Below are 13,951 nucleotides of genomic sequence, written 5' to 3' on the forward strand. Positions count from 1 at the left end.
TGCGCTATCGCTGAAAGGCGCTAAACGGGGATTACCACCAAGATGACACGTGTTTTTGCCATTCTGATCAGCCTTGCCATGCTTGCCGCCTGCAACGGTGCGCGCGATTTGCAAGATGCGCCTGTGCCACTGGGCGATTTCAAACTGGTGCATAACATCGCCGTCGCGCCCAAAGCGTTCAAAGGCCCCTTGAGCCGTGAAGTCAGTGAGAGTGAACTGACAACGGCGCTGACCGAGGCCACCAAGGAACGTTTTGGTCGATATAACGGCACGCGCGATTATCATTTCGGGATGAGCGTCGAAGGTTATGTTCTGGCCCAGCCCGGTATCCCGCTGGTGTTTGCCCCAAAATCGATTCTGATTATCAATCTGACCGTCTGGGATGATGCGAAAAACCTGAAACTTACGCCGGAACCGCACCAGATTACCGTGCTGGAATCGTTTGATCAGGGACCGATCGTCGGCTCGGGATATACCAAGTCGGCGCAAGAGCAGCTCAAGAACCTAAGCCAGAATGCGGCCAAACAGATCGAGACCTTTCTGGTCAAGCAAAACAAGGAAAAGGGCTGGTTCAATGGCAGCGGCGAAACAGTCGCAGCGGTGGAATAGCGGCTGCGTTGAAACACGCTTGATTTTACCGGCCAGACCCAATACATCGCCCGCCATAACGCATGTCAGAACTCTCTGGCAGATTCCATACCGGGCCCGCGTGGCCCCTCAATAAACAAAGGGTGCTACACCATGGCAAAGGAAAAGTTTGAACGTAATAAACCGCACGTCAACATCGGCACAATCGGCCACGTTGACCACGGTAAAACAACGCTGACAGCTGCGATCACCAAGTACTTCGGTGACTTCAAAGCCTACGACCAGATTGACGGCGCGCCCGAAGAAAAAGCACGCGGTATCACGATCTCCACCGCGCACGTTGAGTACGAGACAGAGACACGCCACTACGCGCACGTCGACTGCCCCGGCCACGCGGACTATGTTAAGAACATGATCACCGGTGCCGCGCAGATGGACGGTGCGATCCTGGTTGTGAACGCGGCCGACGGCCCGATGCCACAGACACGCGAGCACATCCTGCTCGGCCGTCAGGTTGGCATCCCGTACATGGTTGTTTACATGAACAAAGTGGATCAGGTTGACGACGAAGAGCTGCTGGAACTGGTGGAAATGGAAATCCGCGAGCTCCTGTCCTCTTACGAGTACCCTGGCGACGACATCCCTGTCATTCCTGGTTCCGCTCTGGCGGCGATGGAAGAGCGTGACGACAACATCGGTAAAGACTCAATCGTGGCGCTGATGGCAGCTGTTGACGAATACATCCCGACACCTGCACGTGCGGTTGACCAGCCGTTCCTGATGCCTGTGGAAGACGTATTCTCGATCTCCGGTCGTGGTACAGTTGTGACAGGCCGTGTTGAGCGTGGCGTGATCAACGTTGGCGATTCAATCGAGATCGTTGGTATTCGCGACACGAAAACAACAACTTGCACGGGCGTTGAAATGTTCCGCAAGCTGCTGGATCGTGGTGAGGCCGGTGATAACGTTGGTGTTCTGCTGCGCGGTATCGACCGTGACGGCGTTGAGCGTGGTCAGGTTCTCTGCGCGCCCAAGTCCGTGAACCCACACACCAAGTTCGAGGCAGAAGCCTATATTCTGACCAAAGAAGAAGGTGGCCGTCACACGCCATTCTTCGCGAACTACCGCCCACAGTTCTACTTCCGTACCACGGATGTGACCGGTACCGTTGCTCTGCCAGAAGGCACAGAAATGGTTATGCCTGGCGACAACCTGAAGTTCGACGTTGAGCTGATCGCGCCCATCGCGATGGAGCAGGGCCTGCGTTTCGCGATCCGCGAAGGTGGCCGTACTGTTGGCGCGGGCGTTGTGTCCAAGATCACTGAGTAAGCAACAACGCTCATGCGTCGTTGACGGTGCGACGCCTTGTGGCAGTGTCTTTTCCGCTTGAGGAAAAGATCACGAGGGCAAGGTGTCTGCACACAGAAGTTATAGAGAACAAAAGGCCGCTCCATTCGGGGCGGCCTTTTGCTTTTGGCAGGAAGAAGGCGTTTACGGGATGGCGGGTTGAACCCCGCCCTACGGATGATGGGTGGCCATGTTACCGACGAAATCGTGAGCAAAGAAAACTGACAACTCCGCAACGACACGCTAGTGTTTCAGTATGAGACTCAAATCACGCCTTTTATCGCCCTTTTTCGTTTTACTTTTGGTGCTTTTCCCTTTGGTGGGGATGGCCGCTGAATTCGACCGTTTCGAAGGGACATTCAACGGGAAAGCCGAGTTCACGTTGAATGGCGAAGTGCAAAAGCGTGACATGAGCACAACGATCAAAGCGCAGGATAACGGGTTTCTGCTTAGTTGGACCTCGGTCACCTATCGCAGTGACGGGCGCACCAAAGAAGCCACCTATACGATCCAGTTTGTACCGTCAGCGCGCGACAATATTTACCAATCCGCAATGAAGACGAACCTGTTTGGCAAGGCCACACCGCTAGATCCCTTGCAAGGCGAACCTTTTGTCTGGGCGCGATTCGAACGGGACACGTTTTCGGTGTTTTCGTTATTTATCAACGAAGCGGGCGATTATGAGGTGCAGGAATTCCACCGGACCCTTGCCGAGGGTGGGCTGGACCTGTTGTTCCGCCGTTTTCGTAACGGCACACTTGATCGCGAAATTACCACGCTGCTGAAGCGGCAATAGGCGTAGCGCAGCGTTCCCGCCGCACGTTATGCTGGCCGGTTTTGTCGTCGATTTGAGCGGTTAGCAGCCTGTCCGTTTGCGCGACCTCGCACGCTGTACCCCGTTGAAGAGAACCAAAGACAAGAGAATCGGCAAAACCGGCGCGAAATCGGCAAGCTTTCTGCGATCTGCTCTTGATCGCAGTCCGAATTGCGACTACCCAATCGATCGGCATAGGGGTTTAGCTCAGTTGGTAGAGCATCGGTCTCCAAAACCGAGGGTCGTGGGTTCGAGTCCCTCAGCCCCTGCCATGCCACACTTCCGTAATATTCAGATTTCTGCGCGCACGCGCCGCAAAATTTCCGTGGCACCCGCGACAGGGGCGTTTACCCGATTGGCACCTGCGACGTCGCCTTTTCGGTTGAAACGACCATAGAGGTGCGAAATTTGCGGACATTTTTATCCGCAAAGAAAAAGCGGTGCGTGAAGGCTTCGTAATCCGCGATATCTTTTGCCATCATGATGAGAATAAAGTCCGCGTCCCCGGCGATACAATAGAAGTGGGTCACTTGCGGATCTTGATGCGCTTTGCGTTTGAAAGCCTGAATATAGTCGAGCCGGTCACGTTCAAGTTCTACCGCTACGATTGCAGTGATGCCCAGCCCCAAGGGTTTTGGATCAAGGATCGCCACTTCGCTTTTGATCACGCCCGCCTCGCGCAGGGCGCGCATCCGCCGCTGGACGGAAGCGGTCGAGATGCCCGTGATATCCGCAAGGGTCTGGATCGGTGTGCGCGCATTCTTCTGCAGATGATCGAGTAGTTTTCGGTCGGTATTATCCATGAGTTCAATCTCCAAATATGAGCAAAAATCTGATGTGTACGCATCGTAAAAAGCCGAAATATGGCGTGTTTTCGATCATCATAACAGTGTACTTCTGTTTTTATGAAACAAGGTGCTTTTGCAATACTTCCGCTGGCTCTCGGAGCTGCCATCTATGGCTTTGCCTTCGGCCTTCTTGCCGCTCAGGTGGGGTTTACGTGGTGGGGTGTCGGTTTGATGGGAGCGGCCGTCCATGCCGGATCGTCGCAGATCGTTGCGGTCGAGCAGTTTGCAACCACCCAGACCGTTTTGGGCGCAGCACTGGCCGGTGGCGCGCTGAACCTGCGGTATATCGGTATCATCGCCTCCTTGTCGGATGTTTTGGCAGGGCTTTCATGGCGGGCCAAACTGTTGGCAATTCACGTCACTGGCGATGAAAACTGGGCACTGACAATGGCGCAGCGCGCGAAGTCGCCCGACATTGGTGCGGCGTTTCTTTTGGGGTCAGGTTTTGTGATGATCAGCGTCTGGACCGTGTCGACCACCGCCGGTGCAGTCGCTGGCGCAAAGCTGCCGGACCTTGAACGCTTTGGTCTTGGGTTCGCATTTACGGCCGCGTTCATCGCAATGGCGCGCGGGCTTTGGCGCGGACGACCGCAATTCCTGCCCTGGGTCGTGGCAGCCACAGTGACGGTCATCTCAACCTCATTCGGTCTGCCCAAAGCTTACGCGATCGTTTTGGGCACGCTCAGCGGATTGGCCGTTACATATGTGTTGCGCCGGACGGGTGGGGCGGTGACATGACGGGGGCGCATTGGGGCGTTATTGGCATCCTTGCGCTTGCGGCTTTCGGTATCCGTTTTCTTGGGCTGATCGCAGGGAGCCGTATCAGTGGATCGCGTTGCGCTTGGGTTCTGGATGAAATACCGGGCCTGATTGTGATTTCACTGGTCGCAGCCTCACTTGCAGGACAATCGTTTCAAACGTGGATCGCCGCCGCAGTCGCTGTTGCCGTTGCGGCCCGTACCAATCACGTCATCGCGACGATGATCGCAGGGGCGGTGGTTTATGCAGGGCTCGCAGCGATTTGGCTGTGATGCCCTTTACCGGGAGGCTGCCTATCCCTGCCTTGGCTTTGTCACATTCCCGCCCTTAGACGGGCGGAAAAACCCGATAGCACCGTGGCGCAGACGGGAGAGGGTATTGGTTATGACAACAGGAATGCAGAGCAATCTACGCGAAACAGCAGTGGATGACGGTGAGCTTGACCCCAAAGCGCTTGCCGCGATCCGCGACCTGCTGGACACCCAACCGCCACAGGCGGACGATCCTGTCGTCGCGCACCGGCCAGAGCGGCGGGACTCTTCCGCTTCGGGCCATGTAGACCGGCGCGATGGCACCCCGCGCCGTGCGCCTGCTGCCCCCCAACCAGCGCAAGAGCCTGTGCCGCAAATGGACCATGCGGCAGCCCAAAAGGGTGGTTTTCTGGGACGGATTAAATCCGCAATAGTCGGTTTTCGCCCCTCGTTGAAATTCGCGATCTGGGCCAGCTTTGCCTTGCTTGTGTTCCTGCGTCCGTGGCTGGTCATCGGCCTTACGTTTATGGGCCTGATCATCATGATCGGTGTGTTTTTGATCGTCGGTTATGACGGCTTCTGGCGCGGAGCGATGAGTATGGCCCGCTGGTATGCCCGCCGCCGGCCGAACCGTGCGGCAGCTTTACACCGCAAGCTGGACCGCTTTGCCATGAAATGGGACGCGGTGCTTGACCGGTTCCCCGAAGGAACGGTGGACGGGCTGTATCTGCCGGATTTCGGTAATCTTGCGACAGCTGATGCGCGCCACGACGCAGCCCTTGACCGGCGGTTTGCCAACATGGCCGAAAACGAAGGGTGAGCGGGACAAGTGACCGGCACGTGCTTGCAGGCTTGAAACCCAAGGCGACAGCCGCTAGATGCCCATAAGCGCTTTTTCAAGGACAATCACATGGCGATGACCAATCCACTGCAGTTCATCCAACAGGCACGCGCCGAGGTCGGCAAGGTCGTTTGGCCCACCCGCCGCGAGGTAATGTTAACCACGGTAATGGTGTTTATCCTTGCCGCACTGACGGCGGTATTCTTTGCCATTGTCGATATCCTGATCCGCGGCGGATTGAACAGCGTCCTTGGAATGTTTGGCTAGGCTGGTCTAACTGCGGCGGGCGGTTCAAAAATACCAAGCACAGGCTTGAATCCCGAACCGTCAAAGGTTATTGCCCAATCCAGACCTGATGTGGCGTGCGGCGAATCGAGCCCGCGCGCCCTTTTTTATTCAGGTATTCACGGATCAGATGGCCGGGCGTAACGCCGCGCGCTATCGCAAGACAGGGACATAAGTTCAGATGGCAAAACGTTGGTATTCGGTCAGTGTCCTGTCCAATTTCGAGAAAAAGATCGCAGAACAGATCCGCACCACGGCTGAAGAGCAGGGTCTTGAGGATCAGATCGACGAAGTATTGGTGCCGACCGAAGAAGTAATTGAAGTGCGTCGCGGCAAGAAGGTCACGACGGAACGGCGGTTCATGCCCGGCTATGTGCTGGTGCATATGGAAATGTCCGATCAGGGCTATCACCTGATCAACTCGATCAACCGCGTTACCGGTTTTCTGGGGCCACAAGGCCGCCCGATGCCAATGCGCGATGCCGAAGTTCAGGCGATCCTCGGCCGGGTTCAGGAAGGCGAAGATGCGCCTCGGACGTTGATCCACTTTGAAGTGGGTGAGCGGGTCAAGGTCGGTGACGGTCCGTTTGAAGACTTTGACGGGATGATCGAAGAAGTTGACGACGAGGCCCAGCGTTTGAAAGTGTCCGTGTCCATCTTTGGCCGCGAAACACCGGTCGAGCTGGAATTCACGCAGGTTATCAAACAGTCGTAACCCCGCGGCGGGGCGAACCCCGGCCGATAGTTTACAAGACATGAAGACGGGCAGCAGTGCCCGTCATTCAAGGCCCGTAACGAAAACGGGCAACCACCCATTTCACATATCAGCATCGTTTGTCGCCAAGATATCTGTCTTTGGTTTGTGCATGGCGTCGGTCTGCGCAGCCCTGCGTCTCGAGGGGCTGAAATTATCGGTGTCACCGTACCATCGATAAAAGTCTCGGTATGTTTTCGGTTTTCTCCTCTGCGCGTTACGAGATTGTTCAGAGTTTTTTGGTCAAGCTGTGCGCAGATCAAAAATGGAGATACCCCGATGCTACAGAAGATGATGTTTGTTATGGCGCTGGTCTTGGCACCGCTGGCTGGCCTTGCCGCGGAACGCGGATCAGCCGATGAGGCCGCAGCGATGGTCGAACATGTCGTGACCCTGTTTGATGCGGAGGGGATCGAAGCGGTTATTGCGGCTGTTGGCGATCCATCCAACGCGACGTTTCGTGACCGCGACCTCTATGTCATCGTTGGCGAACTTGGCGGGAACCTTGTCGCGCACGGGGCTAACTCCGCTTTGGTCGGCAGAAATCTGGACGGGATGAAAGATGCCAACGGTGTATTGGTTGGTGTCGAATTGCAGAAAACAGCCCGTGAAGATGGTGCCGGCTGGGTCGATTATGTCTGGCCCAACCCTGCCACCAAGAAAATTGAATCAAAGTCTACGCGGGTCGTGCGGCTTGGCGACAGCCATTATGCTGGTGTCGGTATTTACAAGGACTGACATCACACTCGCCGAAGGCGGAGGGGCTAAGGCTGGTCGCCTCCGCTGAATCATCCAATTAGAATTTACAGACAGGTTTGAATGATGCGGTTCTTCACCAAAACGAGCTTGCGAATTAAAGGCATGGCGATTGTTGCCGTTGCGGTATTTTCGCTGATGTGCACGTCGTTCATCGCACGCAGCGTGCTGTCCCACCTGTCTGGTAAGTTGCTGGAAACCGCTGATGTTCTGATCCCGCAACTGCAGGAGATTTCAGAAACGACCGGCCTGCTGAAAAGCGCTCATCTTGAGGTTGTTCGCACCAGTGCTTTGGCAAACGCCGGTCTGTCGGGGGCACCGATGGAGCGGCAATTCGCGGCGGCCACAGCGGCACTGGCACAGGTTCAAACAGCTTATGATGGGGCGGAAAAGGTGCCCGAGGGATCTATCATTGAAGCCACGCAGGAAATTGTAATCGGCTACCTGACCTCTGCGACATCGGCACTTGAAATGCTTGCGATAGAACCGATGACCGGCTCCATTTTGATCAATCAGGCAGATGACCAATTCGTCGAAGTTGTCGAGATTGCAAATGCTGCGGCCGGTGCATCAAGGCTGGAAGTGGATGCCGCGTCCAAACAAACCGTTGCCGAGGCAGATCGGGCAAAGGTCACTTTTCTGATCATTGCAGCCGCGAGCATCGCGTTATGTCTGATTGTCACGTCGTCGATCATCCGTTCGATCACAGGTCCGATCCAGAGCATGACTGAAAACATGCGATCACTTGCCGAAGGAAATCTTGAGGTGGAGATTGAGGGCACAGACGCCCCGAACGAAATCGGGCAGATGGCCACTGCACTGGATGTTTTCCGCGAAAATGCCAAGGAAGCGCAAGGCCTGCGGATTGCGCGGGAAAAAGCGCTGGAAGATCAGGCGCGCATTGAGAAAGAAGCGCTAGAGGCTGAAAACACGCAGAAACAACAGGATGCGGAGCGTATCCGCAGCGAGCAGGAAGTTGTCATGCGGCGTGCCGCGCAATCCAAACTCATGGAGGACCAGTTGGCCAATGTGATTTCTGCGGCTGAACAAGGTGATTTCTCGCAGCGGATGGAAGATTCATTTCAGGAGAAAGCACTGAGCGATGTCGCGGTCGGGGTGAATTCGCTGTTGTCGACGGTTGATTCAGGCCTGCGCGCGGCCTGTGGTATTCTAAAACAGCTTTCCACCGGCAACCTGAGTGTGCGCATGGAGGGCGATTTCAAGGGCGCTTTTGCCGAATTGCAGGATGACACCAACCTGTCTGCCCAGCAGTTCGAGGAGGCTATTATCAAGATCACCAGCCGCGCATCGGGTGTCCTTGCCGATTCCAGCGAAATTGCCGCCGCAGCGAACAGCCTTTCGGAAAGAACGGAAAAAACCGCCGCCAGTCTGGAAGAAACCTCTGCTGCCATCGAAGAGGTGACAATCTCTGTTCAGTCAGCTGCCGGAAATGCCCAAAGCGCCAAGCAACTTGTCCTCTCGTCCCTCAGCAAGGCGGATGAAAGCGAGGCGGTGGTGAACAACGCGATTGCGGCCATGGCGGAAATTTCGACCCTGTCGGATGAGATTTCGGAGGCGGTGACGATGATTAACAAAATTGCGTTTCAGACGAATTTGCTTGCGTTGAATGCCGGCGTGGAAGCCGCCCGAGCCGGGGAAAGTGGACGGGGTTTTAGCGTCGTCGCTTCGGAGGTCCGGGTCCTGGCGGTACAGGCGGCGACTTCGGCCGGTGAAATCGAGACACTGATTAGCCGGAGTTCCGAACAGGTGCGAAACGGTGTTAATCTTGTTAGCCAGACCGGCAAAACCATTAGCGAAATGTCCCTTTCGATCAAAGAGGTGACAGAGAACGTGTCGCAAATCGCACAGTCCACTGCAGAGCAGGCGGACAGTATATCGAACGTCAATGTGGCCATTAACGAAATTGACAGGGCCACCCAACAGAACGCTGCAATGTTTGAAGAAACAACAGCGGCTAGCCATTCGCTGTCGAGCGCGGCAGAAGAGCTGACCGATCTGGCGCTCCAATTCAGCACCAAAGGGTCGGAGCCTCTTGGTGCGGCGGCGTGAGCCAATCGGATTGCAGGTTAATGGACGGGGCTGCTGCGCGCGACTGCGCGGCACTGTCGATTGGGGACGGCGTCAAACCACCGAGGTCGATCACATGACGCCGCCGCCGCATCCTTTGCTTGCAATATGGGCCGCTGCGCTATAACCCGCAGCAATCGCCCTATCAGGTGATTCACTACTGTGGGAGGCACGCGCGCCGCGGCACGCTAACCGGACCACACAACACATAGCCCTGCGGTCGCGACCAAGGGGCGTTGCAAAGGAGAAGGCCAATGGCCAAGAAACTCGTCGGTACGATGAAGTTGCAAGTTAAAGCGGGTCAAGCAAACCCGTCCCCGCCCGTAGGTCCAGCATTGGGTCAGCGCGGCATCAACATCATGGAATTCTGTAAGGCGTTCAACGCCAAGACAGCGGACATGGAGCCAGGTGCCCCTTGCCCGACCGTGATCAGCTATTATCAGGACAAGTCCTTTACCATGGACATCAAGACGCCGCCTGCGTCTTACTACCTGAAAAAAGCCGCCAAAGTTAACTCTGGTGCCAAATTGCCAAGCCGCGAAACCGTTGGTTCTGTAACACCAAAGCAACTGCGCGAAATTGCAGAGGCGAAAATGGTGGACCTGTCCGCGAACGACGTAGAGCAGGCGATGAAAATTATTCTGGGCTCCGCCCGGTCTATGGGCATTGAGGTTAAGTAAGATGGCAAAACTTGGAAAGCGCACACGCGCCGCCCGCGAAGCATTCGCAGGCAAAGAGAACGTCACAGTAGAAGAAGCTGTGGCGCTGATCAAAGGCAACTCGACCGTCAAGTTCGACGAAACCATCGAGATCGCCATGAACCTTGGTGTTGACCCACGTCACGCAGACCAGATGGTCCGCGGTGTGGTTGGTCTGCCAAACGGTACCGGCAAAACCATGCGGGTTGCTGTTTTTGCACGCGGCCCCAAGGCCGAAGAAGCGACAGCGGCAGGCGCCGATATCGTGGGTGCAGAAGACCTGATGGAAATCGTGCAGTCCGGCAAGATCGAATTCGATCGTTGCATCGCGACACCTGACATGATGCCAATCGTTGGTCGTCTGGGTAAAGTGCTGGGCCCCCGCAACCTGATGCCAAACCCCAAAGTGGGCACGGTTACCATGGATGTGGCGGACGCTGTTAAAGCGGCCAAAGGCGGCGAAGTTCAGTTCAAAGCTGAAAAAGGCGGCGTTGTGCATGCCGGCGTTGGCAAACTGTCCTTCGACGAAGGCAAGCTGGTCGAAAACATCCGTGCCTTTGTTGGTGCGGTTGCCAAAGCCAAGCCGACAGGCACCAAAGGCACCTACATGAAGCAGATCAACCTTAGCTCTACAATGGGCCCGGGCGTTTCTGTTTCCGTGGACAACGCGATCACCGAGTAAGCGTTGATCAATCGTTATTAGGGAAGGGGCGGTGAGATAATCACCGCCCTTTTTCATATGCGCGAACCGATAATGCCGGGCAGGGTGCAACCGATTCGGGTCACAGGTAAATAGAGCGGTTACGGGCCATTTGACTTGTCCGCAGAATCCATCCCCCCTAACAATGCGAGGAAGATGGAGGGTGACGTGGCAGACAGGCTGACAGCGATACTGACGATTTGTCGGGACGATCACTTCTATCTGAAACGGTTTGTGGCGTATTATGGCGCGCTGTTCGGGCGCGAAAACCTTTATATCGTCAGCCACGGTGACGAACCCGAAGTGCGCGCGCTTGCACAGGGCTGTAACGTGATCCCGATACCGGACACGCAGACCAACAATTTCACCATCCTGAAATCCCGCACGATGAACCACATGAAGGACGCGCTGCGCCAGTGGTTCAAGCATGTGATTGTGGTGGATGTGGACGAATTTCTGGTCGTCGATCCGGCCGCGGGCATGAATTTGCGCGAATGGCTGGACGGTGCCGACGGGGGCACGATTTACACGGCCATGGGGATGGAAATTGTGCACATGCGGGACCGTGAACCGGAACCGGTAGAGGATGGCATCATCGGGCCGCGCATGTTCGCGCAGATTGATCTGCACTACGCCAAACCCTGCATCGTGTCGCGCGGGGGCAAGTTAGCGCGGGGCGGGCATTACGCAGCTTATCGCAAACTGAATATGCCCGACTTTTTGTACCTTTTTCACATGAAGTACTGTGATTTCGGCGTGTTCAAGGACACATTGAACCGACGCAACGCTTTTGTTGATGAGCAGGCCCAGCACGGTGATGGCAAGGTCCGGTCCAACCCGCAGTGGTTTGCAAAGAACCGTGATGACGATGCCGTCTTTGCGAAATTTGCCGAGCGCCCGATTGTGCAGGACTTTGACCTGAACCACGTGCGCCAAGGAATGCACGACACATGGCGCAAGCGTAATGATACGCTGTGGCATTTCACCCATACAAAATACGACGAGATTTATCAGCTGCCCGCGCGATTCGCCGGTGTGGATCGGGCTTAGCATGCCGGACTGCGCCAGCATCTGCCGCGGCAGGATTTCAGGACAGGTAACACTATGCCAACGATGCCAAACTTAACTGACGCCGAAGCAATCCCCGAGTCCGCCAGAGCCGAGGTGGAGCGGATTTTACAGACCGGCGATCTTTTTCGATATACTTCCGATGACTCGCCGGTTGCCTTGCTGGAGGCGGAATTTGCCGCTGCTCTTGGCAGTACTTTTGCGCTGGCTGTTTCATCCTGCTCCGCCGCGCTGTTTTTGTCGCTGAAGGCTTTGGGGTTGCCGCGCGACGCCAAGGTATTGATCCCCGCCTTTACCTTTGCGGCTGTGCCCTCCGCTGTGGTGCATGCCAATTGCGTGCCGGTGCTCTGTGAATGTGGCAGTAACTATCGCATCGACCTGAATGATTTCGCGATCAAACTGGCGGAGTGTGATGCGGTGATTATCAGCCACATGCGGGGTCATACCTCTGACATGGATGTGATCATGGATATGTGCAACGCGGCCGGTATTCCGGTGATCGAAGATGCGGCGCATAGCTTGGGCACCACATGGGCGGGGCGCAACATCGGGACGATCGGCAAGATCGGGTGTTTCAGTTTCCAGTCTTATAAACTGCTGAACGCGGGGGAGGGTGGCATCATGATTACGGATGATGCCGATCTGATTGCGCAGGCGATTGTGATGTCCGGTGCCTATGAGCACAACTGGAAAAAACACCCTGTTTTGCATGCGGCATTTGCGAAATGGCAGAACCAGCTGCCGTTATATAACCTGCGTTTGAATACGCTTTCTGCGGCATTGATCCGTCCCCAGCTTGCGGCATTGCCGGAACGCGTTCGGGCAGGACGGCGCAACCATGATCATGTGGCGCAAGCGCTTGACAGCTGTGCGTGGATTTCTGTGCCGCCCTCGCTACCAGCGGAAGAACGCGCCCCGGATTCAATTCAGTTCAATCTGGTGGATATGTCGGATGCGCAGGTGGATGAATTTATCCGTCAGGCCGGCACGCGCGGTCTGAAGGTGCAGGTGTTCGGCCGTTCTGACGACAATGCGCGCGCGTTCTGGAACTGGCAGTTTCTGGACCCCAACCCCGACCAGCCAATGACCCGCGCGATGCTGGATCGTGCCTGTGACGTGCGCCTGCCGGCGCGGCTGGAGCTTGCGGAATGTGATGTCGTGGCGCAAGCGATCCTTGATGCCATCGCGGCGACGATGGTGACGGCACCCGTTTGATGCGATGTGCCGCTTTCAGCTTGCGGGCGAAGGCGCTGCAGGCGCAGAAAACGGCCCGAGGGGCGCGAATTTTCGGTAAATCCGGCCAAGGGATTGTTTCAGGGGTTGGAAACCCCGGACCAAGGGGGTAATCCACACCTCAAGTACCAAAGCGCGATTCGTCGCGCTTTTGTGCTTTTCGTCCGAGACGGTGGGTGTTGGAAATATTTCCTGCATAATTCCTGCCTGAGACGGGAAACGGTAATTTCTTCGGATCGCCCGAACAGGCTCTCCGCAGTGACGCACCCGGCCCCCGTAAGGACCCGAATGTCGGGACGACCAAACGTTCCGGCAAAACTGAGCCGGAGGGGTAACCCTCCCTTACTGGAGTGAAACTGTGGATAGAGCACAAAAAGAACAGTTGGTCGACGAACTCGGCCAGATCTTTGAAAGCTCTGGCGTCGTTGTGGTATCTCACTACGTCGGTTTGACAGTTGCTGAAATGCAGGATCTTCGGGCGCGCGCACGTGCGGCTGATGCATCTGTGCGTGTTGCCAAGAACAGGCTCGCCAAAATTGCCCTTCAGGGAAAGCCATGCGAAAGCATCGGTGATCTTCTCGAGGGTATGACCGTTCTGACCTATTCCGAGGATCCTGTGGCTGCGGCCAAGGTTGCTCAGGACTTCGCCAAAGAGAACCAAAAGCTGGTGATCCTTGGTGGTGCAATGGGTGAGAACGCTCTGGACGTCGCCGGTGTTGAAGCCGTGTCCAAAATGCCTTCGCGGGAGGAGCTTATCTCCACCATCGCGGGCATGCTGGGCGCACCTGCATCCAACATCGCCGGGGCCATTGGCGCACCTGCAAGCAACATCGCATCCATTTTGTCCACGATCGAGGACAAAGCTGCGTAAAGCATATCGTCAAGCTGGCGTGTTGAAACAACACGTTGGAACACACATAT

Annotated in this window: 16 protein-coding genes and 1 tRNA gene; 16 read left to right on the forward strand and 1 reads right to left on the reverse strand. The window is 56.1% G+C overall.

Annotation, left to right across the window (positions count from 1 at the left end):
- The first annotated feature begins 42 nt into the window (after positions 1–42).
- From Z947_RS0106685 to Z947_RS0106700, 4 genes are all read left to right on the forward strand, one after another.
- Positions 43–609 (forward strand): hypothetical protein, encoded by a 567-nt coding sequence (locus Z947_RS0106685; protein WP_025043538.1) that lies wholly within the window; start codon positions 43–45, stop codon positions 607–609.
- 132 nt (positions 610–741) lie between these two features.
- Positions 742–1,917, forward strand: coding sequence for an elongation factor Tu (tuf, locus tag Z947_RS0106690; protein ID WP_025043539.1), 1,176 nt, complete (start codon positions 742–744; stop codon positions 1,915–1,917).
- A 274-nt stretch (positions 1,918–2,191) separates the two neighbouring features.
- Entirely contained in the window at positions 2,192–2,731 is a 540-nt protein-coding gene (locus Z947_RS0106695) for a hypothetical protein (RefSeq protein WP_025043540.1), read from the forward strand.
- 214 nt (positions 2,732–2,945) lie between these two features.
- Positions 2,946–3,021 (forward strand) — tRNA-Trp (locus Z947_RS0106700).
- 75 nt (positions 3,022–3,096) lie between these two features.
- Here Z947_RS0106700 and Z947_RS0106705 read toward each other — a convergent pair.
- Positions 3,097–3,552: an Lrp/AsnC family transcriptional regulator gene (locus tag Z947_RS0106705; RefSeq protein ID WP_037938756.1), complete on the reverse strand. Its 456-nt coding sequence runs from the start codon at positions 3,550–3,552 to the stop codon at positions 3,097–3,099.
- A 102-nt stretch (positions 3,553–3,654) separates the two neighbouring features.
- Between Z947_RS0106705 and Z947_RS0106710 the strand changes: the two genes are divergently transcribed.
- The 12 genes from Z947_RS0106710 to rplJ all read left to right on the forward strand — a co-directional run bounded on the left by Z947_RS0106710 (position 3,655) and on the right by rplJ (position 13,901).
- Entirely contained in the window at positions 3,655–4,335 is a 681-nt protein-coding gene (locus tag Z947_RS0106710; protein ID WP_025043542.1) for an AzlC family ABC transporter permease, read from the forward strand.
- Positions 4,332–4,628, forward strand: a complete 297-nt coding sequence (locus Z947_RS0106715) for an AzlD domain-containing protein (RefSeq protein WP_025043543.1) — start codon at positions 4,332–4,334, stop codon at positions 4,626–4,628. The genes Z947_RS0106710 and Z947_RS0106715 overlap by 4 nt, the downstream gene beginning before the upstream one ends.
- 112 nt (positions 4,629–4,740) lie before the next feature.
- Complete coding sequence (locus Z947_RS0106720; protein WP_025043544.1) at positions 4,741–5,427, forward strand: hypothetical protein; 687 nt, start codon at positions 4,741–4,743, stop codon at positions 5,425–5,427.
- 90 nt (positions 5,428–5,517) lie between these two features.
- Complete coding sequence (gene secE, locus Z947_RS0106725; RefSeq protein WP_025043545.1) at positions 5,518–5,715, forward strand: preprotein translocase subunit SecE; 198 nt, start codon at positions 5,518–5,520, stop codon at positions 5,713–5,715.
- Between the two features lie 199 nt (positions 5,716–5,914).
- The gene (gene nusG / locus Z947_RS0106735; protein WP_025043546.1) at positions 5,915–6,448 is read left to right on the forward strand and encodes a transcription termination/antitermination protein NusG; all 534 of its coding nucleotides are present in this window, start codon (positions 5,915–5,917) and stop codon (positions 6,446–6,448) included.
- A gap of 318 nt (positions 6,449–6,766) precedes the next feature.
- Positions 6,767–7,225, forward strand: a complete 459-nt coding sequence (locus tag Z947_RS0106740; RefSeq protein ID WP_025043547.1) for a cache domain-containing protein — start codon at positions 6,767–6,769, stop codon at positions 7,223–7,225.
- 123 nt (positions 7,226–7,348) lie between these two features.
- A complete protein-coding gene (locus Z947_RS21460) occupies positions 7,349–9,313 on the forward strand; it encodes a methyl-accepting chemotaxis protein (RefSeq protein ID WP_162171866.1) in 1,965 nt (654 codons plus the stop codon).
- Between the two features lie 272 nt (positions 9,314–9,585).
- A complete protein-coding gene (gene rplK / locus Z947_RS0106750; RefSeq protein ID WP_025043549.1) occupies positions 9,586–10,011 on the forward strand; it encodes a 50S ribosomal protein L11 in 426 nt (141 codons plus the stop codon).
- Between the two features lies 1 nt (position 10,012).
- Entirely contained in the window at positions 10,013–10,711 is a 699-nt protein-coding gene (gene rplA / locus Z947_RS0106755; RefSeq protein WP_025043550.1) for a 50S ribosomal protein L1, read from the forward strand.
- Positions 10,712–10,897: 186 nt separating this feature from the next.
- Positions 10,898–11,779 (forward strand): glycosyltransferase family 2 protein, encoded by an 882-nt coding sequence (locus Z947_RS0106760; protein WP_162171867.1) that lies wholly within the window; start codon positions 10,898–10,900, stop codon positions 11,777–11,779.
- A 54-nt stretch (positions 11,780–11,833) separates the two neighbouring features.
- A complete protein-coding gene (locus Z947_RS0106765) occupies positions 11,834–13,012 on the forward strand; it encodes a DegT/DnrJ/EryC1/StrS family aminotransferase (protein WP_025043552.1) in 1,179 nt (392 codons plus the stop codon).
- 376 nt (positions 13,013–13,388) lie between these two features.
- Positions 13,389–13,901, forward strand: coding sequence for a 50S ribosomal protein L10 (gene rplJ, locus Z947_RS0106770; RefSeq protein WP_025043553.1), 513 nt, complete (start codon positions 13,389–13,391; stop codon positions 13,899–13,901).
- Positions 13,902–13,951: the final 50 nt, after the last annotated feature.

This window comes from Sulfitobacter geojensis, assembly GCF_000622325.1.
Taxonomy (GTDB): domain Bacteria; phylum Pseudomonadota; class Alphaproteobacteria; order Rhodobacterales; family Rhodobacteraceae; genus Sulfitobacter; species Sulfitobacter geojensis.